The 26771-nt window shown below is 41.6% G+C and carries 28 protein-coding genes; 9 read left to right on the top strand and 19 right to left on the bottom strand.

What is annotated here, in order from left to right:
• Nucleotides 1-5: 5 nt before the first annotated feature.
• The 10 genes from argF to PBF_RS03495 form a co-directional block, all read right to left on the bottom strand.
• Complete coding sequence (gene argF, locus PBF_RS03540; RefSeq protein WP_035327172.1) at nt 6-959, bottom strand: ornithine carbamoyltransferase; 954 nt, start codon at nt 957-959, stop codon at nt 6-8.
• On the bottom strand, nt 956-4081 hold the full coding sequence (locus PBF_RS03535; RefSeq protein WP_035327170.1) for a carbamoyl phosphate synthase large subunit: 3126 nt from the start codon (nt 4079-4081) through the stop codon (nt 956-958). The genes argF and PBF_RS03535 overlap by 4 nt, the downstream gene beginning before the upstream one ends.
• Nucleotides 4074-5153, bottom strand: a complete 1080-nt coding sequence (locus PBF_RS03530) for a carbamoyl phosphate synthase small subunit (protein ID WP_035327168.1) — start codon at nt 5151-5153, stop codon at nt 4074-4076. Before PBF_RS03530 ends, PBF_RS03535 begins: the two co-directional genes overlap by 8 nt.
• Before the next feature lie 77 nt (nt 5154-5230).
• Nucleotides 5231-6388 (bottom strand): acetylornithine transaminase, encoded by a 1158-nt coding sequence (locus PBF_RS03525; RefSeq protein WP_035327165.1) that lies wholly within the window; start codon nt 6386-6388, stop codon nt 5231-5233.
• Complete coding sequence (gene argB, locus PBF_RS03520) at nt 6385-7158, bottom strand: acetylglutamate kinase (protein ID WP_035327163.1); 774 nt, start codon at nt 7156-7158, stop codon at nt 6385-6387. The genes PBF_RS03525 and argB overlap by 4 nt, the downstream gene beginning before the upstream one ends.
• A gap of 12 nt (nt 7159-7170) precedes the next feature.
• Nucleotides 7171-8400 (bottom strand): bifunctional ornithine acetyltransferase/N-acetylglutamate synthase, encoded by a 1230-nt coding sequence (gene argJ, locus PBF_RS03515; protein WP_035327161.1) that lies wholly within the window; start codon nt 8398-8400, stop codon nt 7171-7173.
• Between the two features lie 13 nt (nt 8401-8413).
• Nucleotides 8414-9445, bottom strand: coding sequence for an N-acetyl-gamma-glutamyl-phosphate reductase (gene argC / locus PBF_RS03510; RefSeq protein ID WP_035327158.1), 1032 nt, complete (start codon nt 9443-9445; stop codon nt 8414-8416).
• 187 nt (nt 9446-9632) lie between these two features.
• On the bottom strand, nt 9633-10352 hold the full coding sequence (locus tag PBF_RS03505; protein WP_035327155.1) for a YwiC-like family protein: 720 nt from the start codon (nt 10350-10352) through the stop codon (nt 9633-9635).
• 153 nt (nt 10353-10505) lie between these two features.
• A complete protein-coding gene (mobB, locus tag PBF_RS03500; RefSeq protein WP_035327152.1) occupies nt 10506-11048 on the bottom strand; it encodes a molybdopterin-guanine dinucleotide biosynthesis protein B in 543 nt (180 codons plus the stop codon).
• Nucleotides 11036-12301 (bottom strand): molybdopterin molybdotransferase MoeA, encoded by a 1266-nt coding sequence (locus tag PBF_RS03495; RefSeq protein ID WP_035327149.1) that lies wholly within the window; start codon nt 12299-12301, stop codon nt 11036-11038. Before PBF_RS03495 ends, mobB begins: the two co-directional genes overlap by 13 nt.
• Before the next feature lie 227 nt (nt 12302-12528).
• On the opposite strand from PBF_RS03495, the gene ric reads away from it, so the two are divergent.
• On the top strand, nt 12529-13221 hold the full coding sequence (ric, locus tag PBF_RS03490) for an iron-sulfur cluster repair di-iron protein (protein WP_035327146.1): 693 nt from the start codon (nt 12529-12531) through the stop codon (nt 13219-13221).
• A gap of 112 nt (nt 13222-13333) precedes the next feature.
• Here the strand turns inward: ric and moaA are convergent, their stop codons facing one another.
• Nucleotides 13334-14350 (bottom strand): GTP 3',8-cyclase MoaA, encoded by a 1017-nt coding sequence (moaA, locus tag PBF_RS03485; protein ID WP_035327143.1) that lies wholly within the window; start codon nt 14348-14350, stop codon nt 13334-13336.
• 287 nt (nt 14351-14637) lie between these two features.
• On the opposite strand from moaA, the gene PBF_RS03480 reads away from it, so the two are divergent.
• Nucleotides 14638-15339 carry a Crp/Fnr family transcriptional regulator gene (locus PBF_RS03480; protein ID WP_035327140.1) on the top strand — a complete coding sequence of 234 codons (702 nt, stop codon included), beginning with the start codon at nt 14638-14640 and terminating at the stop codon, nt 15337-15339.
• Between the two features lie 32 nt (nt 15340-15371).
• Here PBF_RS03480 and PBF_RS03475 read toward each other — a convergent pair whose 3' ends face one another.
• The 3 genes from PBF_RS03475 to PBF_RS03465 form a co-directional block, all read right to left on the bottom strand.
• On the bottom strand, nt 15372-16499 hold the full coding sequence (locus PBF_RS03475; RefSeq protein WP_035327137.1) for a TIGR04053 family radical SAM/SPASM domain-containing protein: 1128 nt from the start codon (nt 16497-16499) through the stop codon (nt 15372-15374).
• A gap of 170 nt (nt 16500-16669) precedes the next feature.
• The gene (locus PBF_RS03470; RefSeq protein ID WP_035327135.1) at nt 16670-16978 is read right to left on the bottom strand and encodes a metal-sulfur cluster assembly factor; all 309 of its coding nucleotides are present in this window, start codon (nt 16976-16978) and stop codon (nt 16670-16672) included.
• Nucleotides 16979-17049: 71 nt separating this feature from the next.
• Complete coding sequence (locus PBF_RS03465; RefSeq protein WP_035327132.1) at nt 17050-17817, bottom strand: alpha/beta fold hydrolase; 768 nt, start codon at nt 17815-17817, stop codon at nt 17050-17052.
• 279 nt (nt 17818-18096) lie between these two features.
• Between PBF_RS03465 and PBF_RS03460 the strand changes: the two genes are divergently transcribed.
• The 3 genes from PBF_RS03460 to PBF_RS03455 all read left to right on the top strand — a co-directional run bounded on the left by PBF_RS03460 (nt 18097) and on the right by PBF_RS03455 (nt 19379).
• The gene (locus PBF_RS03460) at nt 18097-18915 is read left to right on the top strand and encodes a Cof-type HAD-IIB family hydrolase (protein WP_035327129.1); all 819 of its coding nucleotides are present in this window, start codon (nt 18097-18099) and stop codon (nt 18913-18915) included.
• Between the two features lie 123 nt (nt 18916-19038).
• Nucleotides 19039-19191, top strand: coding sequence for a hypothetical protein (locus tag PBF_RS26380; RefSeq protein ID WP_174750431.1), 153 nt, complete (start codon nt 19039-19041; stop codon nt 19189-19191).
• 2 nt (nt 19192-19193) lie between these two features.
• Complete coding sequence (locus tag PBF_RS03455) at nt 19194-19379, top strand: DUF3813 domain-containing protein (protein ID WP_035327127.1); 186 nt, start codon at nt 19194-19196, stop codon at nt 19377-19379.
• A 35-nt stretch (nt 19380-19414) separates the two neighbouring features.
• Here PBF_RS03455 and PBF_RS03450 read toward each other — a convergent pair whose 3' ends face one another.
• Both PBF_RS03450 and PBF_RS03445 read right to left on the bottom strand, forming a co-directional pair.
• Nucleotides 19415-20164, bottom strand: coding sequence for a BsuPI-related putative proteinase inhibitor (locus tag PBF_RS03450; protein WP_035327124.1), 750 nt, complete (start codon nt 20162-20164; stop codon nt 19415-19417).
• 19 nt (nt 20165-20183) lie between these two features.
• Nucleotides 20184-21014 (bottom strand): YitT family protein, encoded by an 831-nt coding sequence (locus PBF_RS03445; protein ID WP_035327122.1) that lies wholly within the window; start codon nt 21012-21014, stop codon nt 20184-20186.
• A 125-nt stretch (nt 21015-21139) separates the two neighbouring features.
• Between PBF_RS03445 and PBF_RS03440 the strand changes: the two genes are divergently transcribed.
• Both PBF_RS03440 and PBF_RS25305 read left to right on the top strand, forming a co-directional pair.
• Nucleotides 21140-21994 carry a DegV family protein gene (locus tag PBF_RS03440; RefSeq protein WP_035327120.1) on the top strand — a complete coding sequence of 285 codons (855 nt, stop codon included), beginning with the start codon at nt 21140-21142 and terminating at the stop codon, nt 21992-21994.
• 108 nt (nt 21995-22102) lie between these two features.
• The gene (locus tag PBF_RS25305; protein ID WP_009331260.1) at nt 22103-22234 is read left to right on the top strand and encodes a DUF3941 domain-containing protein; all 132 of its coding nucleotides are present in this window, start codon (nt 22103-22105) and stop codon (nt 22232-22234) included.
• Between the two features lie 341 nt (nt 22235-22575).
• Here PBF_RS25305 and PBF_RS03435 read toward each other — a convergent pair whose 3' ends face one another.
• Nucleotides 22576-23439, bottom strand: a complete 864-nt coding sequence (locus tag PBF_RS03435) for a CvfB family protein (RefSeq protein ID WP_035327118.1) — start codon at nt 23437-23439, stop codon at nt 22576-22578.
• A 157-nt stretch (nt 23440-23596) separates the two neighbouring features.
• Between PBF_RS03435 and PBF_RS03430 the strand changes: the two genes are divergently transcribed.
• Nucleotides 23597-24088: a YajQ family cyclic di-GMP-binding protein gene (locus tag PBF_RS03430; RefSeq protein WP_035327116.1), complete on the top strand. Its 492-nt coding sequence runs from the start codon at nt 23597-23599 to the stop codon at nt 24086-24088.
• A 62-nt stretch (nt 24089-24150) separates the two neighbouring features.
• Here PBF_RS03430 and PBF_RS03425 read toward each other — a convergent pair whose 3' ends face one another.
• Nucleotides 24151-24654: a GNAT family N-acetyltransferase gene (locus PBF_RS03425; protein WP_035327114.1), complete on the bottom strand. Its 504-nt coding sequence runs from the start codon at nt 24652-24654 to the stop codon at nt 24151-24153.
• 119 nt (nt 24655-24773) lie between these two features.
• Between PBF_RS03425 and PBF_RS03420 the strand changes: the two genes are divergently transcribed.
• Nucleotides 24774-25643 (top strand): SDR family oxidoreductase, encoded by an 870-nt coding sequence (locus tag PBF_RS03420; RefSeq protein ID WP_035327113.1) that lies wholly within the window; start codon nt 24774-24776, stop codon nt 25641-25643.
• A 41-nt stretch (nt 25644-25684) separates the two neighbouring features.
• Here PBF_RS03420 and PBF_RS03415 read toward each other — a convergent pair whose 3' ends face one another.
• Nucleotides 25685-26731, bottom strand: a complete 1047-nt coding sequence (locus PBF_RS03415; RefSeq protein WP_035327111.1) for a LacI family DNA-binding transcriptional regulator — start codon at nt 26729-26731, stop codon at nt 25685-25687.
• Nucleotides 26732-26771 lie beyond the last annotated feature (40 nt).

Raw genomic sequence — 26771 nt, 5'->3', positions numbered from 1 at the left:
TTTCATTATAATATCTCTGAAAGAATGGCTTTTTGAACATGGAGCCTGTTCCCAGCCTGCTGAAAGACAGCGGAATTGTTTCCATCTATGACCTGCGCTGTAACTTCCTCACCGCGATGGGCAGGCAGGCAATGCAAAAAGACGTAATCATTTTTGGCATTTTGGACAAGATATTCATTAACCTGATAATCAGCAAAGTCTTTGAGCCTCTTGTCATTCTCTGCTTCCTGCCCCATACTCGTCCAGACATCTGTATAGATGGCATCGGCATTCGCAGCGGCTTCTTCAGGATTGTGTGTGACGGTTACCTTTGAACCGCTAAGTTCAGCGAACTCTTGTGATTGCTGGAGAACAGATTGATCTGGCTCATACCCTGCAGGACAGGCAATCGTAATATTTACCCCCATCTTGGCAGAAGCAATCATTAAAGAATGGGCCACATTATTGCCATCGCCTATATATGCCAGATTTTGGCCTTTTAACTCCCCATTTTTCTCTTCAATTGTAAGGAGATCGGCAAGAGCCTGGCATGGATGATAAAGATCGGTAAGGCCGTTAATAACCGGAATGTCCGCATGATAAGCGAGTTCCTGGATCTTCTCATGGGAGAAGGTGCGGATCATAATCGCATCAACATATTGTGAAAGGACTTTAGCTGTATCCGCAATGCTTTCTCCTCTTCCAAGCTGAAGATCCTGGCTATTTAAATATAAGGCATTGCCCCCAAGCTGCAGCATCCCTGCTTCAAAGGAAACTCTTGTACGTGTTGATGACTTTTCAAAAATCATGCCAAGAATTTTCCCTTTTAGGATAGATGTTTCTGCCCCCTGCAGATGAGCTTCTTTTAATTGCTTTGCTTTTTCCAAAAGCCCCTTTATTTCGTCTGATGAAAAGTCTGCAAGTGTTAGAAAGTCCTTCCCTTTTATATTTAAGCTCTTATCCGCCTGAATTGAAATCATATGACGCCCACTTCCTTTTCCCCTTCATTATTTTTAATGCCCTGCCAATCTTCAATGGATTTAACATCCCACTCGCCTGCCGTCATTGATTTTAATAAGGCAATAAGTGTCTCCTTTTCACTGAAAGTCAAAATTCTGTTTTTGGTTCCCATTTCTCTCATTTTTTTATCACTTTCACTCATTCCAGGATTGTATAAAGCAAAGGTTTCCTGGGCATTCCAGTCCATATTGTCTTGAGTCAGGAAAACTGGCAGAGCTTTAGCCTGATTAATATAATGTGTTAATTCTTCTGTTATTGGAGAGTTTGCTATTACGACACATTTGCCCTTTACACCACTTAAACCAGCATGGAAGGACTTTCTGACAGCTTCCTCATAATTTGGCGCCAGTGAAACGCCCTCACCTGTTGATTTCATTTCAGGACCCACTTTGCTGTCCAATCCCTTTAGTGCATAATTCGAGAAGACCGGGAATTTTACACAAACAAATGGGAGTTTTGCAGCAGCCGGAATTTCATCTTTCGACAAACTATATTTCCCAAGCAATATTTTTGTCGCAACCTCCACCAGCTGCACGCCTGTGACCTTGCTGATAATGGGTACCGTTCTGCTTGCACGAGGGTTAATTTCAAGTATAAATACCTCTTCACCATTCACGATATACTGAATATTCATAAGTCCTTTATAATGGAGCTTTTGCACAATCGCTTTTGCGTAAGCCAGCATTTTATTCTGGACATTTTCCGAAAGATTTTGCGGCGGGAGAACGGACATACTGTCTCCTGAGTGCACTCCGGTTTTTTCAATATGCTCCATAATTGCCGGTGCACAGATATAATTTCCGTCTGCTGCCAGATCAAGTTCAGCTTCTACAGCATGCACGAATTGATCAATTAAAATCGGGTAAGGAACATTACCTTTCATTAAATAACGTTCCAGCTCAGTTGAAGAAGAAATATGTTCCATTCCTCTGCCGCCTATAACATAGGATGGCCGGACCAGAATCGGGAATCCAATTTTTTCTGCCGCTTCTTTTAGCTCTGCTTCTGAGTAGACGACATCGCCTTTTATCCTCGGGATATTTAAATCATCCAATAGCTGATAAAAAAGCTTCCGGTCCTCTAATGCATCAATGGTCTTTGAGTCAGTTCCAAGCAGGGTAACTCCATAATCCTCCAGTTCAGATGCGAGATTGAGAGCTGTCTGTCCTCCAAGTTGCACTATGACTTCTGAAATCCCTTCTGCTTCAATCACATTTAAGATATCCTCAAGGATTAGCGGTTCAAAATACAGTCTGTCTGCAGTTGTATAATCCGTACTAACCGTTTCAGGATTATTATTGATCATGATTGTTTCAACGCCTTCATCCTTCAGAGCAAACACTCCCTGAACGGAGCAATAATCAAATTCAATGCCCTGGCCAATCCTGATGGGGCCGCTTCCGATAATAAGCACTTTCCTCTTATCACTCTTTACTTGTTCATTTTCGCCAAAGTAACTGGAGTAATAATAATTAGATTGTGCTTCAAATTCAGCAGCACATGTGTCAACCATTTTATATGCTGGAAGAATGCCAGCCTCTTTCCGTTTTTCCCTGACTGCTTTCTCCGTTACTTTCCATGCCAACGCAAGAAACTTATCACTGAAGCCCTTTTCCTTAAAAAACTGCAGCTCCTCTTTTGTTGCTTCATCAAGTGTTAAGGCAGAGATTTGTTTTTCCAGTTTTACCATTTCATTGAGTATATTGAGATAGAAATAATCTATTTGTGTGATAGAGTGTAACGCTTCTAAGGTGTAATTTCTCCGCAATAATTCAATTACGGTAAAAAATCTTTCGTCAGTCTGCTTTACTAGCAGTTCCTCAAGCGCATCTGCCGATTTAGCTGATAAGACAGGTGATATTAAATCCATTCCATTCACTTCAAGTGAATGGATTGCTTTTAAAAGAGCCCGTTCCAGATTCCGGTCAATACCCATTACCTCTCCGGTGGCTTTCATTTGTGTTCCGAGCTTGCGGTCTGCAGAAGGAAATTTATCAAAAGGCCATTTTGGAAATTTAACGATGACATAATCGAGAGCTGGTTCAAAGCTTGCGAATGTGTCTCCTGTTACAGGGTTGATGATCTCCGATAAGTTATACCCGACTGCAAGCTTTGCAGCCATTCTCGCAATTGGATAGCCTGTTGCTTTGGAAGCAAGGGCAGATGACCTGCTGACTCTTGGATTTACTTCAATCAAGTAATAATTCCTGCTATGCGGATCCAGGGCGAATTGAATGTTGCACCCTCCAATAATGCCCAGCTCTGAAATGATTTTAATGGATGCGGTTCGGAGCATCTGGTACTCATCATCCGTTAAGGTCTGGGAAGGCGCGACAACAATTGAATCACCGGTATGCACCCCTACAGGATCAATATTTTCCATATTGCATATCGTGATGCACGTATTCTGGGAATCCCGCATAACCTCATACTCTATTTCCTTAAACCCTGCTATGCTTTTTTCAACCAGACATTGGCTAATTGCACTTTCTTTTAAGCCGCCCTGCACCAGGGATGCCAGTTCACCGAAATCCCCTGCAATGCCCCCGCCAGTTCCGCCAAGGGTATAAGCTGGACGGACTATAATAGGGAATCCAATATCACGGGCAAATTGAATAGCTTCTTCCACTTCATGGACAATGATGCTTTCAGGAACAGGTTCGTTAAGCTCCTTCATCAGTTTACGAAAAGCTTCCCGGTCTTCACCTTTCTTAATGGATTCAATACTGCTGCCCAAAAGCTTCACTCCATAACGTTCAAGCACACCTGATTCACTCAGTTTAAAAGCAAGATTTAATCCTGTCTGGCCCCCCAGTGTGGCAAGCAGGCCATCTGGGCGTTCTTTCTTTATAATCTTCTCAAGGCTGTCAGCAGTCATCGGCTCGAAATAGACTTTATCAGCAAAAGCTTTGTCAGACATGATGGTAGCCGGATTGTTATTCACAAGGATAACCTTATAGCCTTCTTCCTTTAATGCTGCACAGGCCTGTGTTCCTGCATAATCAAATTCTGCTGCCTGCCCGATGACAATCGGGCCTGAGCCGATTACTAATATGGATTGGATACTGATGTCTTTAGGCATAAGCGAAAACTCTCCTATTCTCCTCTTGAATCATGTTCATAAACTCATCAAAAATATAATCACCATCCGCGGGTCCCGGATGGGCTTCCGGATGGAATTGCACTGTATGGATTGGCAGCACCTTATGCATCAGTCCCTCAATTGACTGATCATGAAGGTTTACATAGCGGGTTTTAAACCCTGTATCTAATATGCTTTCTTCATCAACCACATAGCTATGATTTTGTGATGACATAAAGACAGTGCCCTTCTTCATGTCCGCAATCGGGTGGTTGGCACCCCTATGTCCAAAGGACAGTTTCTTTGTGTTGCCTCCAAATGCTAAAGCTGCCAGCTGGTGGCCAAGGCATATTCCCAATGCCGGATACAGCTCCAGCACCTTTTTTAGTTCCGGAAGTATGCTTTTTAATTCTTTTGGATCTCCAGGCCCGTTAGATAGCACCACACCGTCTGGATTTAGTTTTTTTATCTGTTCAAAGCTTGTATTAAATGGAACTGAGGTAACCTTGCACGCTCTTTTCAGCAAAGAATCCACAATTGATTTTTTAGCGCCAAAATCCATGACAACTATATGAATGCCGCCCTCTCCAAAGCACTCCATAGTTTGTGAAGATACTTTACAAACTTTTTCATCCTTTGGAAGCAGCAATCCGTTAGCTGATGTTTCCGAAGAAGACATTTTTGCGGGCATGCTGCCTTCTGAACGGATTTTCTTTACAATGGATCGAGTATCCATATGCCCTAATAATGGAATATTCCATTTCTGAAGGTATTCCTGAAGCGAAGAAGCCGATTTGTAATGTGAAGGATTTCTGCTTCCTTCATATACAATAACCCCTGCCACATGAGGTTTCTTGCTCTCAAAATCATTCTCATTTATTCCGTAATTTCCGATTAAAGGATACGTAAACACAATAATTTGGTCCTTATAAGAAGGATCTGTCAATACTTCCTGGTAGCCTGTCATTCCTGTAAAAAAAACAATTTCCCCTTCTATATCCTTTTCAGGCTTATCTGTCAGCCATTGGCCCTTATAGGAATGGCCGCTATTTAAATGAAGGTATCCTTCCATTATCAACACCTCGAAGATATCTGTATATTTATATAACTTTATTAATTTTTATTCATTCATTTGAAAAATAATACAGCTTACACAGCTGATATTGAAAATTCCTTTAGTGTGGATTGCAGAATTTGTACCGCTTCATCTATTTCAGATTTGGATGCCGTCAAGGGAGGCAGCAGCCTCAAAACATTTATCCCTGCAGGCAATGCCAGCAAGCCCTTGCCTCTTAATTCCTTTAACAATGATGGAAGGGGAATATCTGATTCAATACCGACCATCAAACCAAGATAGCGAATCTCCTTAACAGCTGCAACCTGTTCAAGCGATTCTGTCAATTTGACAGCAAGATACTCACTCATTTCCTGAACGTCCTGCAAAAAATCATCATTAAATATTGTCTTCATTGTTGCAATAGCAGCAGCAATGCTGATCGGGTTCCCGCCAAATGTTGATCCATGGCTTCCTGGCCCAAACACTCCTTCTAATGCTTTTTTTCCAACCACAGCGCCGATTGGCAATCCGCTTCCCAGGCCTTTAGCTGCGGTTACGATATCGGGCGTGAGGTCAAAATGCTGAAATCCAAAGGCTTTACCCGTCCTGCCAATACCGGTCTGAATTTCATCTACAATCAGCAGCGCTCCATATTCTTTGCAAAGCTGCTCAGTTTTTGTTAGAAACTCCTGATTCCCAATGTGAATCCCGCCTTCACCCTGTACAATTTCCAGCATTACAGCCGCTGTTTCCTCATCAATCTCATCCTTCAATGCATTAATATCATTAAAAGGAATATACTTAAAAGTCTCAAGCATAGAACCATAGCCTTTTTTAATTTTTTCCTGGCCCGTTGCAGCCATAGTGGCGAAGGTTCTCCCGTGGAATGATTGCTGAAAAGTAATGATTTTTTCCCGTCCGGAAGCTTTCCTGGCAAGTTTAATCGCTGCTTCATTTGCTTCTGCTCCACTATTGGCAAAGAATACAAGATCCATACCCGCAGCTTCGGAGAGAGCCTTTGCTGCATTCTCCTGCTGATCCTGTATGAACAAATTGGAAACATGCCAGAATTTATTCAGCTGTTCGTTGATTGATTTTTGTACAGCTGCTGGACGGTGACCGAGATTGCAGACTCCAATTCCTGAGGTGAAGTCCAAATAGCGCTTACCGCTTTTATCAAAAAGATAACTTCCTTCTGCTTTTTCCGGCTCCACTTCCCACCGGGCATACGTTGGAAATAGATTACTCAAGTTAAGACCTCCCTCTTGGCAGATACGTTCGTCCCGATCCATATGCCATCCTCATAAAACTTTTCTTTACCTGATACAATCATTACGCTATTTAGTCCTTTACTGATTAGGTTCAAGGCAGAGGTAACTTTTGGAATCATTCCGCCTGTAATTTTTTTATCGTTAATATGCTGTTCAACTTCATCCGCGTCAAGCTGGTGAGTGAGGTTACCGTCAATGAATATTCCTTTTACATCCGTTACAAAGATGCAATGTTCAGCTTTAATGGCATTGGCAACGGCTGCCGCAGCATAGTCGGCATTGATATTCAGTTTCGTGCCATCTTCTGCAGCTGCAATAGGAGTAATGACAGGGACCAGGTCTTCGTTAAATAACATTTCAAGTACTGACTGATTAACAGCTTTTATTTCACCAACAAGTCCAAGCTCATCCTGATTGATACATTCTGCCTTTAGTAATCCCGCATCACTGCCATTTACACCAAAACCTCTCAAACCATGCAGTTCGATCATTGAGGTAAGTTTGCGATTGGATTGTCCTGACAAAACCATCTCTGCTACCTCCAGAACTTCCGGAGTCGTTTTTCTTAGCCCATTAACAAATTCATGAGGGATATTATAAAGTTCCAGCATGCTGTTAATTGCCGGGCCACCCCCATGAACAAAAACAATCTGGTATTCTTCCTTCTTCAACTCTAAAAGACTATCAAAGAAAGCTTCTCCCAGCTCTTCCATTACACTGCCTCCGCACTTAATGACTATACTTTTCAAATGGCATCCCCCTCAGGTTCGATAGCTTGCATTGATTTTGACATAATCATAGGATAAGTCACATCCCCAGGCCCTCCCTTTGCCTGCTCCCTGATGAAGATCTACAGTAATTTGAATGGCAGAATTGGATAAGTACTCTTTTGCTTCTTCTTCTGAAAATGCCAGTGGAACACTATTTTTCAGCATGACTATAGGTCCGATTGCAATATCCACCGAAGACGGATCAATTGCAGGCTGGCTCTGTCCAATTGCCCCGATAATTCTGCCCCAATTGGCATCTGCTCCATATATAGCAGTCTTAACAAGGTTAGAGCCGACAATCTGCTTAGCAATCATTCTTGCATCATCATCAGTTTTTGTTCCCGATACCACCACTTCTATCAGCTTTGTTGCTCCCTCACCATCTTTTGCAATCTGTTTGGCAAGACTTTCACTTGTTAGAGAAAGCATCTGTATAAATACATCCCAATCTGGATGTTCCTGGGAAAGTTTATTTATACCGCTGGTTCCATTGGCCATGACCATTACCATATCATTTGTTGAGGTATCTCCATCAACGGTTATCTGATTGAACGTTCGATCAGTAACCTGTTTTAAAGCAAATTGCAAATCACTGCAGTCTATATTTGCATCTGTTGTGATAAACGCAAGCATGGTTGCCATATTGGGATGAATCATTCCAGACCCCTTTGCGGAACCGCCCATTGTAACAGTTTTCCCATCGATTACTGCCGAATAGCAGCACTTCTTCATCACTAAATCCGTTGTTAATATGGCTGTTTGAAAATCGTCCGAGTGTAATGCCTCATTGCCTGGCTTCAGAATCTTAATGCCCTCTTCTATTTTATCCATCTGCATATACTCCCCTATGACACCAGTAGAAGCAACCGCCACATGCTGCTCCTTTAAATTGAATTTATCTGCAGCTGATTTTCTCATTTGATAAGCATCTTTTAGCCCCTGATCCCCTGTACAGGCATTGGCACATGCACTATTTACAATAACAGCCTGAATGAGGCCTTCTGCTGCAATGCTTTCCTGTGTAACTTTTAGAGGGGCCGCCTGAAAATGGCTTGTTGTATAGACAGCTGCACATTGTGCAGGAGTATCGCTTAATATAATTCCCAGGTCCTTTTTTGAATAGCGCAGCCCGGCATGGACGCCAGCTGCTGAAAAGCCTTTCGGTGTTATGATACTTCCGGTCGGCAGTTCGGTTACTTCAGTTTGAGATACTAAATGCATTAATCTTTCCTCCTTATGGATAGAGCGGAACAAATCCGAGACCCGCTGCTTCATCCAATCCGCTCATAATATTGGCATTTTGCACAGCCTGCCCGGCAGCACCCTTCATTAAATTATCAATCACTGAAACGATTGTCAGTCTGCCCGTTCTGGAATCCACATGGACACCTATATCGCAAAAATTAGAGCCTGCCACCTCTTTTACAGAAGGAAAGGTATTTTCCGGACGAATCCGGACAAATGGCTGTTTTTCATAGACTGATTGATAAAGTTCAAGAATTTGAGAAGAAGTGTATTCTTTGGTCATCTGAACATAGCTGGTTGTCATAATGCCCCTTGTTATCGGAAGAAGATGGGTTGTGAAGGTGATCGGCATCAATGCGGAATTCCATTTCATCAGCTGCTGTTCTATCTCGGGTGTATGCTGATGCTGGTTTACCTTATAAACCCGCAGGTTTTCATTTGCTTCCGCATAGCTTGTTGTTCGCGAAAGCGCCCGTCCTGCCCCGGACACCCCGGATTTTGCATCGATAACAACACTATCTGCTTTTATTAAATTTTCTTTTACAACCGGTGCAAGACTTAGGAGGGCAGCTGTTGGATAGCAACCAGGATTAGATATAATGTCTGCGGCAGCTATTTCGTCATGATGCCACTCAGGAAGCCCATATACTGCTTTTTCTACAAGAGATTCGTTTGCAGGAGCGTGTTTATACCACTCCAGATAGGCTTGAGCCGGAATTCGAAGGTCACCGGATAGGTCAATTACCTTAACGTCTTTACCTGAAAAATCTTCAGCAAGTTTTCCAGATATCCCAGATGGTGTAGCCAGAAAAACAATATCAGATTGGCCAGCTATTTGATCTGAATCTATTCCCTGCAAATTTTTGTCTAATATTCCATATAGATGCGGATATTCATTCCAAATGGGGATGTCTTCTTTGGTTGAATGAATTGATTTAATGTTAAATTCCGGATGTTGCTTAAGGATACGGAGCAATTCAGCACCCCCATATCCGGTTGTTCCGATTATTGAAACGTTCATAACTGCTCCTTTCACACTTTGTTGTATATTTAATCATTTATATACATATTTATGAATTTATGTTTCTCTTATTATAGAAACTGGTTTGAAAAATTGCAACCTATTTTACTGAAGTTTTAAAGATTTCTAATATTTATTATCCCTTTTTCTTGATAAATTGAAAAAACCGCCCTTTTCAGGCCGGTTCTCAAGTGTGTATGGCAAGTAATAACATGAAGAAGAATATTGAAGCATTAGCAATTTCATAAACGCCAATTTTTTTAGGTGTAAATGACTTCCCGTAAAATGCAATGGACCTGAAAAGGCTGGGAAGAAACGCAGCAGATACAATCCATCCGCCCGCCAGGAGCCAAAGTATCGGTACCGCAGTATGAAAGATCCAGGAAATCCATTTAAAGGAACTATTTTTCTTTTCCCTGATCATTGATTTTACATAGAAGGTGCTTCCTGCAAAAAATAAAATAGATGCTGCAAACACTGTCCAGGCCATCGGTGAAATTTCCCCCTGCGGCAAATAGCTGCTCGCAAGACCCGCTATTGAAAATGCACAAATGGCACTAAAGTCGTTGCCCAATGCTCTATCTCTGTTTTTGAAAGAATAGAACGCATTAATAATAAAGAAAGGAACCATAAGAAACCCGAAAATGATAATCGATGCCCTTTCCAGTAAAGGAATTATAAGGAGTAAAATAGCCGGAACCAGATAAATGGCCGTCCATTTTGCATATAAAGCCATTCTTTTTCTTTTAAATAGCAGAAGGCCAGGATAAGTAGCCAGATATAGTAATATCCATCCTAAAAAAAACGGGATATGAGACCAAATAATATCAGATGCAGCTGCTCCGAGCCAAAATGGCAGAATCAGCATTGCCCAGGCGCCATGCTGTTTCGGCATAAATAACTTCATCTATAATACCTCCCCGCTGCTTTCTGCCTATAATATATAATCTTTCCGGTAAATATTAAGTGAAGATTATCACTGATACACACAACGCCACAAAACGTTCAATTTTGAGAGGATATTAAAAACAGCCCAAAATAGAATTGGGCTGTTCTGCTTCTATCTTTTTTTCATTCTTTCGCTCACTAAATACTCAACAATCCAATCAGGGCCTTTGGGATCACCAATGCTGAAAAACGGCGTTTCAAAATTTACATCGTTTGATTTTATTACGTTATCATCCCAGCTGATCACTGCACAGACATTTGTCAATTCCTTCAAAAGATGCATATCTTCTTCACTTCTGAGCAAGAGTGCTTTAGAATATGATGCCTTTTTATGACCTTCAATAAGCACGACGTCCGGCTGCAGCTGCAGCACCATCCTTACCTGCTCCTCCAGGCTCCAGCTTTTCTTCTCAGCATGCATAAGAAGTCTGCCTCCCCCTTCTACAAGTGAAGCGGCAGCTCCTGATTCAATATGGCTGCTGGAATCCTTCCCTTCCGGGGTTTCCGGTTTGCCGCCATGACCATGATGTTTAATGGTAATGACGGAAAGCCCTTTTTCTTTTAATCCGGAAATCAATTTATTTATCAAAGTTGTTTTTCCGCTGTTTTGATAGCCGGATACCTGAAAGATAACAGGTCCCTTTACCATGGCCATTCGCTTCCTTCATGATCCTCAAGCAATAGTACTTCAACGGTGTCCCCCCTGCCATAGCCTCTCGTTCCGCCTGGCAGTATCATTAGCGAGTTCGCACCGGCGAGACTCATCACAATATTTGATTTATCCACACCGCTTGGTGCTGCCACAAGTCGTCCTTCCAAATAATTTACAGACGTCCTGACAAATCGTGTAAATGGGTTTGCTTTTGGAAATTCTGCAACCAGTTCAGCCGTTTCTTTCCTTAAGTGCGGTTTCTCAGAGAACAGCATTTTCCGGATAATTGGTCTTGTAAAAAGCTCAAACCCGACATAGCAGGCAGAAGGATTTCCCGAAAGTCCAAACAGAAGCTTTCCCTCATGCTGGGCAACAGTCGTTACACTGCCTGGCCTCATGGCAACTTTATTGAACAGCACCTCTGCCTCAAGTTTTTCATAAATGCCCGGCAGATAATCAAAATCGCCCACAGATACACCACCTGTAGTAATCAGCATATCCACGCTGTTCAACGCTTCTTTTACAGCATTAAAACATGTTTCAAATTCGTCAGGAAGCTTTCCATAATAAATAACTTCCCCGCCGGCCCGTTCAATTTGCGCTGTGATCATATGAGCATTGCTGTTTCTGATTTTCCCCGGTTCCAGCGGCTCATGGACTTCCAATAGTTCAGTGCCTGTTGCAAATAATCCAATAACAGGCCTTTTGGCAACAGGCACTTCAGCATAACCAAAGGTTGCGAGAATGGCCTGAATTCCGGGATTGATCTTTGTCCCCTTCTTAACTAAAGAATCCCCTTTTTTTGCATCTTCTCCTTTGAAGGAAACATTGTCTCCAGTTTTATAGGAGCGCTTTATGGACATATAATTCTTACCGTCTTCTTCGTATGCTTTTGCCAGTTCAAGCATTACAACAGCATCACATTCCTCAGGCATTTGCGCACCGGTCATGATCCTGACAGCCTGGAATGGACCAATGTTTTTAGAAGTCACATGCCCCGCCCCAATGTGGTCTACCACCTCAAATACTACGGGATTTTCCATTGAAGCTTCCTTTGTGTCTGCAGAACGGACAGCAAAACCATCATATGGTGAACGATCAAAATGAGGGACATCATGTGTCGCTTTTAAATCTTCTGCCAGAAAACGGCCGCTGCTTTCATTAATGGATACGTATTCTGCACATCCGTTTAATTGATATGCCATAATTTTTTTTACTGCTTCAGCAACAGGAATGGGAGTTCTTTTTTCCAGCATGATATCAGCTCCTATGCACTTTTCTTAATGTCTTTACTAATTAAATTATTATAAACGTACATGAAAATCCATAACATGACAATCATCACACTTTCAGTTTTCATATGTGCAGGGTTTTACCCAAAAAACTTTATTAAAAGCCTGCAAGTGTGATGCCCATCACCAAATTAAAAAGGAGATTCGGTTATTCTTTAGATAGTTCACAAGATAGAAGGAGGAAGAATTCAATGACTATACAAATTACAGAAGATCGTCTGGTCAAAGATATCGTAAATGAATTTCCAAAGACAAGCGATGTTTTTAAACGTCATCGCATTGATTTTTGCTGCGGCGGTAACATACCGCTGGCGCGTGCTGTTTCAGAGCAGTCAGCGGATATGGACGTTCTGATTAACGAATTAAACGATGTAATTCAAAAGGAAAACCAAACCGATGACTTAGAGGTTTGGACAGACAGTACATCAGAAGACATTATTGAACATGTCATCAATCGATATCATCGTCCTCTTGAAGAAGAACTATCACTATTAAGCCCATATGTAACAAAGGTATCAAGAGTTCATGGAGAAAGCCATGGGGAGCTTCTTAAAGTCCATCAATTATTCTTTGAATTGAAGCACGAGCTTCTTGAACATACTTCCAAAGAGGAAGAGTCTGTTTTTCCGATTCTGCTGAAGCTTGAAGACCCTAAAGTTGAAAATCGCGAAGAAATCATCAGCTATATCCGGGAGCTTGAGAAGGAGCATGATCATGCAGGTTCAATTTTAAAGGAATTGAGGGTAATTACAGCTGATTTTACTCCTCCAGCAGATGCATGCGGTTCTTACCGTCTTGTATATAAGCGGCTTGAAGATCTGGAAAGCCAAACGTTCATGCATGTTCATCTGGAAAATAATATTCTTTTCCCTCGATATATTTGAACAATGCTTTATCTGCAGCCAATATCGGCTGCAGATTTTTTGTGCATTCAAACGGCAAAAATAAAAGCCTGCCCGCTATGTCCATTCTCATGACACAGCAAAGCATGCTTTTTTATCCCCCAATATAGGACATTTCAATCTTTTTCCTGTTTGCAGCGGTTTCTTCTGTCCGTTCGTCTGAATACCTGTCTTTTCTGCCATTCCAAATCTTAATAATCCGATCGGTAATTTCTTCGTCCGTGGCGCCTTTTCTCATAAATCCCTTTAAATCGTGCCCCTCTCCATTAAATAGGCACGTGAAAATTTGGCCGTTTGCTGACAATCTTGAACGTGTGCAGCTTGAACAGAAAGATTCAGAAACAGATGTAATAAACCCAACATCCACTGTGCTGCCTTTATAGAGGTAGCGCTTGGCCACCTCTCCGAAATAATCCGGATCTACCGGCTCCAATAAATAGTGTTCCTTTAAGATGTCATAAATCTCTTTTTTAGTAACAACCTCGTCCATTTTCCAGCCGTTTGTGCTGCCGACATCCATGTATTCAATAAAGCGGAGCTGTAAGCCGTTATCTTTACAGAACTTAGCCATCGGGACAATTTCAGAATCATTCAGGCCTTTTTTGACGACCATATTAATCTTCACGCCAAGTCCTGCTTCTTTTGCTGCTTCGATCCCTTTAAGGACTGGTTTGACGCCCACATTGCGTCCGTTAATTTGTCCGAAAAGCTCATCATCCAGACTGTCAAGACTGATGTTAACCCTCAACAGTCCTGCTTCTTTTAAATCCTTCGCATGTTTGGGAAGCAATACACCATTGGTGGTCAGTCCAATATCTTTTAATCCCTCAATGTCTGAAAGCATTTTGACAAGTTTAGGCATGTCCTTTCTCATAAGGGGCTCCCCGCCTGTTAACCTGATCTTCTCCACTCCAAGACTTACAAAAATTTTAGCCAGCCGTTCAATTTCTTCATAGCTGAGAAGCTCCCTTTTTGGAAGAAAAGCAAAATCAGGACCGAAAATTTCTGCCGGCATGCAATATTGACAGCGGAAATTACAGCGGTCAATGACAGAAATACGCAGGTCTCTTAAAGGTCTATTCAATTTATCTTTAACGATTGTTTTAGCCATTCCGTTCAACTCCATTTAAAGAGTGACTTTATTAAGCTATCTATACAGATGTATATTTTAGCCTTTCCCTTAAAATAACAGAAATAACCCGGTATCTCAAATTAAGGGCTTTTACTATTAGAACATACAATCGATGCAATGTTAATAGGGAATTGTTTTTTATTAGCTAAGACTGGCCATTTCTATAGAAAATGCCACAATAAAGACACAAAAGCCGGAGATGTTTTCACTATACAAATGATATTATTGTGTGAGAAAAGACAGTTGTTTTATGAAGGAGGATTACCATGGCTCATACAGCCATTAAACAGACACATTCCATTGAAATTAAAGAGCTTCTTCATTTCGCTGACCGGCATATGAAAACCCAGAAAGGGGCTTATATTTTTCAGGAAGGAATGGATGCTGATGAGCTGTATATCATCCTTTCCGGCAAGATACAAATCAGCAAGATAACAGCAGATGGCAGGGAACTCACCTTCAGGTTATCCGGAGAAAATGAAATCATTGGTGAGCTGACCTTATTTACCAGCAATCCAAAATATTTATTGAATGCTTTAGTTCTTGAAGCTGGTGAAGTAGCTGTGATTAAAAAAGATGTCCTGGAAAGGGAAATTTTTAAAAATAGTACTCTGGCCTATGAATTTATGAAATGGATGAGCGACCATTTCCGCAATACACAGACCAAATTCAGAGACCTAGTGCTTAATGGAAAAAAAGGTGCCCTGTATTCAACTCTTATCAGAATGACTAACAGCTATGGCGTAAAGGTGAATGGCGGCATACTCATTGATCTGCCCCTTACGAACCAGGAGCTTGGGAATTTCTGCGGCACCTCCAGAGAGAGCACCAACCGGATACTGGGTGAACTGAAAAAGGACGGCATTATTACGATCATAAATGGAAAAATAACAGTTAAAGATCTTCAATATTTAAAAAATGAAATAGGCTGTGAAAATTGCCCTGCCGTATACTGCAGCATTGAATAGGAGTGCAGTCACGCTGCACTCCTCTATTCATTTTATGCTTTTGCCGCTTTCTTTCTAAGTGCCTTAGGAATATATACACAAAACGGCTCGCTTTCCATATAATCCCCAGTCATGGCAAATGCACGTGATCTTGATCCTCCGCAAACATATCGGAATTCGCATTGGCCGCATTTCCCTTTATATTTATCAGGATTTCTTAGGTCTTTAAAAATGGGTGATTCCCTGTATATTTCGGCGAGCGGCTGTTCCCTTATATTTCCTGCTTTAACAGGCAGCAGCCCGCTTGGATAAACGTCCCCAATGTGTGAAATGAAAACAAAGCCGTTTCCGTCATTTACTCCTTTTGGCGCCCTGCCTAAACCATCTATAGAACCCGTCAGCCCTTGCTGTGTAAGTGCATCGAGATATTGAATATCCTCATTTTGAGCCTTTGCTTCCTTCATTTTTTGCTGAATGACAACTCGGCGGTAATGCTGGGCAGCTGTTGTCTTAATATCGAAGGAAACCTTTTTGCTTAAGTTATACAGCCATGTAAATACCTTCTCATGCTCAACCGGCGAGATCATATCTTTTTCCTGCCCTCTCCCTGTTGGGACGAGGAAGAACACACTCCAAAGGACACATTTGAGTTCTTCTACAACCTTGGCCATCTCCTCAAGGTAATCGATATTATAACGAGAGATAACGGTATTAATCTGGACTGGTATTTCAAGCTCGTGTAAATATTTTATCCTTTCAATCGTTAAATCAAAGGAACCGGAAGTCCCCCTAAAGTGGTCGTGAATTTCTGCATTTGGCCCATCAAGGCTGAAGGCCCATCGAGCTAAGCCGACCTGTTTGGCTTTTTCAATAGCTTCTTTCGTTACATTGGGTGTCGCACTGGGTGTCATGGACACACGCACGCCCTTTTTCACGGCATATTCGGCAATGTCGAATACATCCTGCCTCATTAATGGATCTCCACCCGTAAACACAAGCATAGGGTTGTTCATTTCCCTGATCTGGTCAATAAGGGCCTTTCCTTCTTCAAAGGAAAGTTCTCTCGGATCTCTCCTGTACTGCGCTTCTGCACGGCAATGCAGACATTTTAGCTGGCATGCCCTTGTTAATTCCCATATCACAATAAAAGGGTCTTTATTAAAATCTCTATCAAATCCCATTAGAGATGCCTCCTTGATGGCCTCACTCCCGGCCATTTGTCAACGCAAATCAAACTATATTTTGTCTTTCCATTGTTATTATAGGATAATCGGCATGTGAATTAAGTGAACTACCTCACAAGGGCACAAAAAAACAGCAGGGAGTACTCCTGCTGTTTTAAGCTTCAATCTTATCGTACGCCAAGTGCAATTTTTGCATAGCGGGACATTTTGTCCTTGGACCAAGGCGGGTTCCAGACAATATTCACTTCAGTGTCTTTTACTTCAGGGATATCTGCCAGCGCTGACTTTACTTGATCAACAATTGTGCCTGCCAAAGGACAGCCCATGGAAGTAAGCGTCATATCAACTATAGCTTTCCCTTCCTCTTCCATTTTCACATCATATACCAAGCCTAAGTTTACAATGTCTATCCCCAGCTCAGGGTCTACTACAAGCTCCAGTGCACCCATAATGCTGTCTTTTAAATCCTGATCCATATCTGCAGCACTCCTTCATTATTTATTATCTTTATCTTAACAAAAATTTAAATGAATTGAAAAAATACAGGTTACAAATGTTCCTCAAACCATTTAACTGTTTCAAGCAGCCCCTCCCTGCTGACTTTATGCCCCGCCTGTTCATCTGATATAAACAGGAGGTTTTCAGGTGAGTCACTATACAGGGGCTGGATGGTCTCATAAAATTGGTATGTATAGGAATAAGGAACAACCGGGTCCTTTTTGCCATGCCAGAACATGAGCGGCCTTCCGCCAAGCTTTTCCGGCTGAAGGCTCAGATCCCGCTCCCTAAGGATTCTCAGAAGATCTGCTAGTTCTTCATTTGTGAGCGGAACCTTAATATTATTTTTCTTCAGTTCATCGAGCTGAAGCTGAGCAAACTTTTCATAATACGGCATACCCATAAGGCTAACTGCAGTTTTGACCCATTCATACTGGGTCAGGGCGCCCAAAGTGACTATTCCTCCCATGGAGGTGCCCACAAGCCCTATTCTTCCCTGATCAATCAGGTCCCAATCCTCATAGACATTCCTGATTATGTTCAATTCCGCAATGGTATTCAGAACAATATCCCAAAGCCTGAAATTTAAATCGCTCCCTGATAAGCCCTCGGATCTTTCCCCATGAAATAAGGTGTCCGGCAGCACTACCCTAAACCCTTTTTCTGCAAGGAGATAGGCATAATGCAGATTATGTTCTTTGGCACTCGTAAACCCATGAACAAAAATGATAAAAGGCAGGGGTTCCCCTTTTATTTCCTGTCTGGCAAGTTCAAGAACAGGAATTTCTCTGATAAGCTTATGTTCAATAACAACCACAATTTTTCCTCCTAAACCTGATGTGCCAAAAGTGAATTTTTTTACAAAATTATAATAATATTGATAACATAGATGTATAAACTGATTTTGTAAAAACTTAGGCTCTTGTCTTTATGTAAATTCTTTCTATATTTTCAGTTTAACATGTGGACTTTTCTTTTCCAAAACCTTTACACTTAATAGAAAAGCGGGGCATACTTCAATATAAGCAATGAGCTGCAGTCCGCTGACTGCAATTACATTTTTATTAAAAGTGCTGAGCGCTTAGAAGGAGATCTTATGGCAGAAAAACATTTAATTGCATTGGACCTTGATGGCACATTATTAAAAGATGACAAAACCATCTCGGCTAAAACTAAAATGATTATTCAAAAGGCACGTGAACAAGGTCATGAAGTTATGATTGCCACCGGAAGGCCATTTCGCTCCAGTGAAATTTACTATCGTGAAATGGAATTGACTACGCCGATTGTTAATTTCAATGGTGCTTACATACATCACCCTAAAGACCATAATTGGGGTGTTTATCACACACCACTGCAAATGAGCGTAGCAAAGGAAATTGTTGAAGCCGTTAATAGCTATACTATTCATAATATCGTGGCAGAAGTTATTGATGATGTTTATTTGCACTACCATGATGAAAAGCTTCTCGACATCTTCGGTTTTGGCGATCCGAATATTACGACCGGAGATTTGCGCAGTTACTTAAAAGATAATCCGACAAGCATGCTGATACATACTGATGAGGAGCATGTAAAATCCATCAGAAATCATCTTTCCGAGGTCCATGCCGAAGTAATTGACCACCGCAGATGGGCGGCTCCCTGGCACGTCATTGAAATCGTGAAAACGGGACTTAATAAAGCTGTTGGCCTCAAAAAAGCAGCTGATTACTTCCAAATACCGCCCGATCGCATCATTGCTTTTGGCGATGAGGACAATGACCTTGAAATGCTTGAATTTGCCGGCTACGGGATTGCCATGGGCAATGCGATCGACCAGGTGAAAAATATTGCCAAAGAGGTCACCTTAACCAATGAGGAAGATGGAATCGGCATTTATCTAAATGACTTATTAAATCTTAAAGCTCTTTAAGCAGCTGACCAGGAAGAATTAATTTGAAACCATTAAATCCCCTTTTTAAATTCATCCTTTAGAGCATACTAAAGATGAAGCAGCCCAATTGCGGCTTCAAACTCTTTCATGGAGGGGATTCGAATGGGTAAACGTAATAAATCAAAACGCTTCGTTCAACAGGGTGCTGATACTGTTAGTAAGCATGATGAGCGTATCCCGTACCACATGACCTATGCTGAGGCGGAAGCCCAAAAACTAGCTAATGTGAAAGAATCATCCCTCGGAGGAATATAGCGATGGGTAACAGAGTATTTCAGGAAGCCAGAAAATATGTGGAAATAGCTAAAAATTCTGCAGGCGAAGAAACTGTTGCCCGAGCGAAAAATGCTTTAAGTTCTGCATTTGCCAACTCCACTGCGGCTGAACAGGCACAGCTCCGGGAGATGCAGCAGGAACTTGAACAAAATTCGCAGTATCGCTAAAAAGAGCTGGCGGCCTCAATGGCTGCCAGCTCTTTTTAACTGCTTTCCAGGATAACAGGAAAGGAATCTATTATATCTCCGTTTACATTTTTTTCATATAAATGCAAAACCACTGTTCCGTTTTCAGGGATGTTTTCAGAAGGAAGGCTTATTTTTATCCTAAAGCTCTTCCAATCATTTGATGAAGCCACTAAGGACTTTTCAGACTGCAGCTCATTATGGCCGTCTTCAACTGTATACCACAGCTTTCCGCTTTTTGGACGGGCTTTAAATAATATGATATATTCGCCGTTCCCACCTGTAACCTTTGCCTGGCTAAAGGAAGGATTTTGGCCCGGGATATAAACAGATGCTTCAGATTCAGGTTTTGTCTCCAACTTTTTTCCATTTAAGTTTGATGCCAGAAGCCTGGCTTTTACTATGTACTCTCCCTCCTGAACTCTTTTCCCTTTATGCCTGTAATCCCACTGCTCTTCCCATACCTTGCTATCATCCGGGTTGACGGCAATGGTTTGAATAGCCTGTAAAAATGCTTTTCCTTCTGAGGAGGAATATACCTTTTCGCCTTTTTGAGTGAAAATCTCCACTTCATAAAACTGAGAGGATCCAAACTCAAAGCTCAGCGGATAATTGGCCTTATTCCTCAGAAGCAAATCGATCTTTAGTGTTTCCTGTCCTGCTTGAGGATTTACATTAAAATCAAAAGGCATTTCCTTTACAGAAGCTTCAAAACTTTGTATAGGCATAGTGAAGATAATTACAGCAGCAGCCAAAAGCCGAAGCATCCTTCATCCCTCCATTCATTTAATCCCTGCGGAAGAAACCATATACACCAGTTGTTTGAACAATATTTGTAAAGGCATTCGGATCCACTTCTTTTATGATTCTTTCAAGGTCAAATAACTCATAGCGGGTGATGACAATCATCATCATTTCCTTATTTTCATTTGTAAAAGCTCCCTTTGCAGGAAAGGTTGTTATTCCCCTGACAAGATGGTCATGGATCGCTTTTTTCATTTCTTCGGATTTCTTCGTGATGATCAGGGCTGTCAGCTTTTCATGTCTGGTGTGAATGGCATCAATAACCCTTGTAGAAGCATAAAGGGTTACAAGAGTGTATAGCGCTTTTTCCCAGCCATACAAAAAACCGGCTGTAATAATAATAATGGCATTAAGAGTGAAGAAATATGTACCGACTGGTTTGTCTTTCATCCGTGACAAGACCATCGCAATGATATCCATGCCTCCTGTGGATGCCCCCCATTTAAGTGTAATCCCTACACCTACAGCTGCTATGACACCTCCAAAAACGGCATTAAGCAAAATATCTTTTGATACGTGGATTACAGGTATCACTTCCAGGAAAAAAGACATCAGGAAGACACTTAAAAAACTATAAATCGTAAACGAACGGCCAACCTTTTTCCAGGCCAATATGGTAACAGGAATGTTCAGAATGAACAGCAATATCCCTGTTGATCCGAAATCACCCAGAATGCTTGATAAGAGCTGTGCCACCCCTGTAAAACCGCTTGCATATACATTAGCGGGTATCAGAAAAAAATTCATCGCGATAGCATTCAATATCGCGCCAATTAAAACAATAAAAACTTTCTTAATTTCTAGCCAAACCATGTTTTACCCCCTGAATTTTTATAGTTTCTTTACCCCAATAAGGTGCATTTTCAACACAATTCATTGTTTTTTCTCCTTGATTTCTATAAACTTAATTCATATAGTTTGAAAGCAGGTGAAAGATAATGTCAGTAAAAATTCTAGCTGACAGTGCGTGTGACTTGCCGCTTAGCTTTTATAAAGAACATGGTGTCACACTTTTCCCGTTACAGGTTCAACTTAATGATGGACAATATGAAGATTTAGTCACCATAGAGCCTAAGGATGTATATAGAGCTATACGTGAAGGCCAGATGCCTAAAACCTCTCAGGTATCCCCTCTTCTTTTTGAGGAGACGTTCAATAAAATGGCAGAAAACAATGAAGACGGCATTTATATTGCTTTTTCCTCCGAACTTTCGGGTACATACCAGACCGCTGTCATGATCCTGGACCAAGTAAAAGAGAAATACCCCGATTTCCAATTAACCATCATCGATTCCAAGGCTGCTTCATTGGGATATGGATTAATTGTGAAGGCTGCTGCAGCTGCAGCGCAATCAGGCGCATCCAAGGAAGACCTCCAGAAAATAATCGAATATCGCTGCCGGAACCTAGAGAGCTTATTTACGGTAAATGATCTTGAATACCTCGCAAAAGGCGGCCGCGTTTCTAAAGCCTCGGCATTTCTCGGCGGAATTTTAAATATTAAACCTCTTTTAACAGTAGAAGATGGCAAACTTGTGCCGATCGAGAAACTGCGCGGCAAGAAAAAGCTTCTTCGCCGCATTATTGAGCTGATGAAAGAAAATGGGACCTCCTTTGAGAAGCAGACTGTCGGCATCAGCCATGCTGATGATGAAGACACAGCTCTTGAAATGCAAAAGCTGGTACTGGACGAGCTTAATGCCAAAGAAGTCTATATTACATCCATTGGCTCTGCAATCGGGGCCCATACAGGCCCGGGATCTATCGCGATTTTCTACCAAAAGCAAATCTAAACCATAAGTGCAGGATACATACTCCATATCATTCTGACAGACAATATGACTGTACTTCAGTTATATTCTGAAGAATAAACCTATCAGTATGAAAGGAGTATTTTTATTATGCCGCATACTTCCGATAATGATAAGAAAGCAAAAGACAATAATGCGCTTCTCCACGAAAAAAATATGATGCGCGAGAAAAATCGCAAAGCCGGGAAAAACCAATATTCAAAAAAGACAGATCATCTTTAATAATAAAACGGGCAAGCAATGGCTTGTCCGTTTTATTAATTGGCTCTTTTTTCAAAGATTGTTGTTTTTTGTTTATGAATGCTGCCCGTTGATTTCCGCTCCAGGCACGCAGCGAACCCGCGGGGAGGAATGCGAGCCTCCTCGGCTTCGCCTGCGGGGTCTCACACTTCCCTCTCCTCCCGCAGGACATTGAAATAAGCTTCCTCGAATGAACACCGCACGAAGGAAATGCATCAGCATTTTCGAGGATCGAGTGCCCACAGCGAAGATCAACTCAGCAAATAAACTAAGCTACGAAAAAGTAACAAACTTTACGAAACAGCCTATTATTTTTATTGCAGTTAGTCTTTCTTAATATATGTCCAGCCCTCTTCCTGATAAATCCTGCCTTCCTTCATAAGCCGGCCCAAGGCCCTTTTAAAAGAAGCTTTGCTTAACTGAAAACGCTCCTGGATATCTTCCGGGGCACTTTTATCGCCATATGGCATCGCACCGCTTCGGCTTTCAAGATAAGCGATGATTTTTTCGGAATCAGCATCAAGTGCTTCATGCTTTCTTGGAATAAGAGAAACATTCACTGTGCCATCTTCTTTCACATCAACTATGCGGCCTTCCACTTTCTCTCCAAGACGGGGCTCTCTTTTTCGCTGGGATTCATGGATAAAGCCTTTAAAGCCCTCTGCTGTATAAATCCAGCTTCCAACCTTTGCGGTTCTATAAATATGTCCGTGAATATTCTTATTAAAGTCACTTTTGGATGCTTTAATTGAGATATCGGTAATGACAGGATCAGTAGCCATTTTCACATAAATTCTGTTATTCTTATTTACTCGGAGTGTAATGTATAATCTATCTCCTTCAATCGGCCACACAGCTTCGTGGACAGGAAGATCCTCTTCCCCCAGGAGCATGTCTTTCTGAATGCCAATATTGATAAAAACACCGATACCTGGCTTTACATCACTTACATGCGCCCATCCATATGTACCTGCCTGAACCTCTGGAATGACAGTTGTTGCTGCGATTCTTCCCTGTGAGTCCATGTAAAGGAAAGCCACAACCTCCTGCCCTTCTTCCAGTTTTTCATCCGTCTCATTCTGATGAAGAAGAACATCCTCCTCTCCATCCGTCAAAAAATAGCCAAATGCCGCTTCCCTTGAAACGATCAGTTTAACAGCACGGCCTAAATTCTCTTCTATAGCCATCTTTTTTCCTCCTTCTCAGCAGTAAACAGCAAATATTCATTATATTAAATCTTTCCCAAAAAAGATCACATAACTCCTAAAGTTGTTTGAACTGCTATATTTTACTATAATAAGGACAAGAAGTGAAACTTAAATTGTAATCGCCAAGGAGGCTGTCATGTCTAAAGAAAGCTCATTTGATATTGTATCTAAAGTAGACTTTTCTGAAGTAACTAATGCCATTAATATTGCCATGAAGGAAATTTCCACCCGCTATGACTTTAAAGGCAGCAAAAGTGATATAAAGCTTGATAAAGAGGAACTTGTTCTTCTATCTGATGATGAATTTAAGCTTGACCAGCTTAAGGATGTTTTATTAGGCAAATTAATTAAACGGGGTATTCCTGTAAAAAATCTTGATTACAGCAAGATTGAGGGAGCATCAGGCGGAACAGTCCGTCAAAGAGCAAAGCTTGTTCAGGGAATCGATAAAGAAAATGCCAAGAAGATTAATACCCTGATTAAAAACAGCGGGTTAAAGGTGAAGAGCCAGGTTCAAGATGATCAGGTCCGAGTAACCGGCAAAAACCGCGATGACCTGCAGAAGATTATTGCAGCTGTTAAAGAGGCAGATTTGACAGTTGATGTTCAATTCGTTAACTACCGCTAAATAAAGCAAACGGAAAACTCCGTTTGCTTTTTTGTTTGTTTAGTTTACCTTTGAAGCTGCAGCTATTTAACAAATTTATACATCATTATTTCATCTGCATAGGTCCCATCTTTTCTTTTTATATGCTTTATTTTACGGCCTTCCTCCCGAAATCCAAACCGCCTGTACAGATGAATCGCTCTTTCGTTATACGCAAAGACCTCCAGGCATACTTTTTCCAGACCCGGCTCAACTTGCGCCCACTCCAGAAATCGCTTCATCATTTTGCTCCCCAGCCCCTGGTTACAATGCTTCTCCTGTATTGTGATCCCGAAATAACCCAGGTGGTTCACTTTTTTGCTTTTAGATCGCCGAAAGTTCAGCATTCCAACCACTTCATTATCAACTTCCGCTAATAAAATAAGATCTCCGGTTCTAATGCTCCGCTCAATCCACGATTCCTCTTCTTCAATTGTTAAATTAAACTCATCTGCCTCGGTCATTAAAAAATCAGTTTCTCCAAAAGCCTTCAGGCAATGGGCCAGAATGGCTTCCGCATCACTTTTGGCAGCTAATCGAATCTGCAATTCCTGTTCCCCCACTCTTTTTAAATCAATTATATAAAAGCAATGCAAATAATTTCCATGTTTTTTTACCATAATAAAATGGAATTAGAAGAGTATTAATGATTTGGAGGGATTTCGTAATGTCTAATACTCAAAACAATCCAAAGGAATTTCCGCCCCAGCATCAGGATCATCAGCCCGGCACAGAGGCTCCTATGCAGCCTGAGCCTCAAACGGCTGATCCAAATTATAAAGGGTCTGATAAATTAAAAGGAAAAGTTGTGTTAATAACAGGAGGAGACAGCGGCATCGGAAAATCAGCCGCCATTTACTTTGCTAAAGAAGGAGCAAGCGTATCGATTGTCTATCTGGAAGAACATGAAGACGCAGAAAAGACTAAAGAGGCCATTGAGGCTGAGGGACAGGAATGCCTGCTGATATCCGGTGATATTGGAAGCGAAACATTCTGTAAGGATGCAGTCAGAAAGACACTTGATAAATTTGGTCAAATCGATGTACTGGTGAATAATGCAGCCGAGCAGCATCCTCAAAAAAGCCTGCTTGATATCACTGCTGAACAGCTTGAAAAAACATTCCGAACAAACATCTTTTCATTTTTCCATCTGACAAAGGCAGTACTGCCTCACCTGAAAAAAGGAAGCTCTATCATCAATACTGCATCAATAACCGCTTATGAAGGAAACGAACAGCTAATCGACTACTCTTCTACAAAAGGTGCGATAGTCTCCTTCACACGCTCATTGGCCAAATCGCTGGCTGGACAGGGAATTCGCGTAAATGGAGTGGCCCCGGGACCTATTTGGACACCGCTTATTCCATCTACATTCACAGCGGATAAGGTTTCAAAATTTGGATCAAATACCCCATTAGGCAGAGCAGGACAGCCTTATGAATTGGCTCCGGCCTATGTCTATCTTGCCAGTGATGATTCATCTTATGTGAGCGGGCAGATGATCCATGTGAACGGCGGTACAATTGTAAATGGATAAAAATCAAAATGAAAGGGAAGCCTGCCGCAGGCTTCCCTTTTTTATGTTACTATCTTTGGCTCTTCAGTTAGTGGACTGCTGCAAGAACAGCGTTTAACAATTTTATGCGGAATAATTATCCTCTTTACAGGCTCCCGCGGGTTTTCAATTCTGTATATGAGACTCCTGGCAGATTCAAATCCCAGATCGAATATATTAATATCGACAGAAGTCAGCGGCGGCCTGGACATTTCAGCTAACATCACATTATTAAAGCTGATGATAGACACATCTTCAGGAACCTTTATTCCCAATTCATCCAATGTATTCAGAACGCCCAATGCCATTAAGTCGTCAGCAACCACAAGGGCGGTTGGAGGTTTATTAAGGGAGATGAGACCTCTGACAGCCTCCTGTCCTCCTTCTTTAAGAAACTCCTCATGAACAATATATTCATTTACCAGTTCAATTCCAGCATCCCTTAATGCTTTTTCATAGCCAAGAAGGCGTTCAACTGTAACTGTTAAATTCAAATTTCCTCCGACAAATGCAATTTGCTTATGGCCAAGTTTAATCAAGTATTCCGTTACTTCCTTGGCTGCACGAAAATTATTATTATCCACGTAAGTGATTTCTTCTTCATCTGAAAAAGGCTTGCCTATAACCACAAATGGAAAATCTCTTTCCTTTAAGAAGGCAAGGACTTTGTCCTCTACTTTTGAATAAAGCAAAATTACTCCATCAACCCGGCCGCCCTGTACCATCTGGATCACGCCTTCATAGATTTCATCATCCGTTTTTCCGGTTGTCATATGAAGGGCATAATGCCTTTCATGGGCACCCTCACTCAGACCTCTAAGTACAGTAGGGAAGAATGGATTCTGGAACACAACATCTGTGGAGCTGGGCATTATCAGTCCAATTGCCCGGGTTGACTGGCTTGCAAGACTGCGGGCAATAAAATTTGGATGGTATCCTAATTGTTCCATTGCCTCTCTGACTTTTTGCTTGGTTTTCTCGCTGATGCGAGGATTGTTGGCAATAACCCTTGAAACAGTAGAAGGCGCAACTTTTGCCATCTTTGCAACATCTTTAATTGTGATTGCCAATTGAATCACCCTCTCCTTGAGGTCTCTGTTATTAATATTA

It is taken from the genome of Cytobacillus firmus DS1 (assembly GCF_000565285.1).
Taxonomy (GTDB): Bacteria; Bacillota; Bacilli; order Bacillales; family Cytobacillaceae; genus Cytobacillus; species Cytobacillus firmus_A.
The sequence above is the reverse complement of the archived record's forward strand: the minus strand, read 5'-3'. Positions and strand labels throughout refer to the sequence as shown.